At 41.1% G+C, this 574-nt stretch carries 2 protein-coding genes and 1 pseudogene; all 3 read left to right on the top strand.

Annotated features, from left to right (window positions below; translation table 11 throughout):
* Positions 1 to 74: 74 nt before the first annotated feature.
* A pseudogene (locus BQ17_RS20635) lies at positions 75 to 167 on the top strand (IS1595 family transposase); the annotation flags it as partial.
* Positions 168 to 203: 36 nt separating this feature from the next.
* Positions 204 to 428, top strand: a complete 225-nt coding sequence (locus BQ17_RS09850; RefSeq protein WP_089726613.1) for a hypothetical protein — start codon at positions 204 to 206, stop codon at positions 426 to 428.
* Positions 412 to 540, top strand: coding sequence for a type II toxin-antitoxin system HicA family toxin (locus BQ17_RS24105; RefSeq protein ID WP_089726611.1), 129 nt, complete (start codon positions 412 to 414; stop codon positions 538 to 540). Before BQ17_RS09850 ends, BQ17_RS24105 begins: the two co-directional genes overlap by 17 nt.
* The last annotated feature ends 34 nt before the right edge of the window (positions 541 to 574 follow it).

Below are 574 nucleotides of genomic sequence, written 5' to 3'. Positions count from 1 at the left end.
CTCGAGTAGCTTTAGCTTGACATCGGCTTCAGCCGACCCCCCATACCACCAACTTCCAGTTGGTGGTGGTTGATTTACACCTCAAGGAATGTGAGTTTAGATTTAATCATCGAGCGGAAAATCTCTATGATAGAATACTAACTCTACTGAGAGAAAACCCACTCTAAAGTTATCTAGACCCAACTGCAAATTGAGAGGCTTATATGAAAATCAATGTAGTCATTGAAAAAGATGGAGACGGTTACTTGGCTAGAGTAGAAGGGCATCAAAATTTGTTTGCATTTGCCTACACTGAAAAAGAGGCTGTTATAGAGTTAAAGAATGTTGTTGAAATGGTTATGGATTACCATCTTGAGCAGGTAAACGATGAGAGAATCATCAGAAATGAGCTGGCTACCACGGTAGAAAAGTATGCCCTTCAAGTATAGGGAGATTGAAAGAAGGCTAATGAAAATGGGATATAGAGTTGTGCGCCAAAAAGGTTCACACGTCATATTTGGGGACCTTGAAAAATCCAGCTTTTCAGGGGGGCGTGAGTAGTTAATGAAATACTACGGACTTATGCCGAACTGGG

Origin of the sequence: Candidatus Thiosymbion oneisti (assembly GCF_900092655.1) — a bacterium.
Taxonomy (GTDB): domain Bacteria; phylum Pseudomonadota; class Gammaproteobacteria; order Chromatiales; family Chromatiaceae; genus Thiosymbion; species Thiosymbion oneisti.
This window is presented reverse-complemented; position numbering and strand designations above follow the sequence as displayed.

Coding starts and splice junctions, on each gene's coding strand:
- BQ17_RS24105 (WP_089726611.1), top strand. CDS start 412: ATGCCCTTCAAGTATAGGGAGATTGAAAGAAGGCTAATGAAAATGGGA.
- BQ17_RS09850 (WP_089726613.1), top strand. CDS start 204: ATGAAAATCAATGTAGTCATTGAAAAAGATGGAGACGGTTACTTGGCT.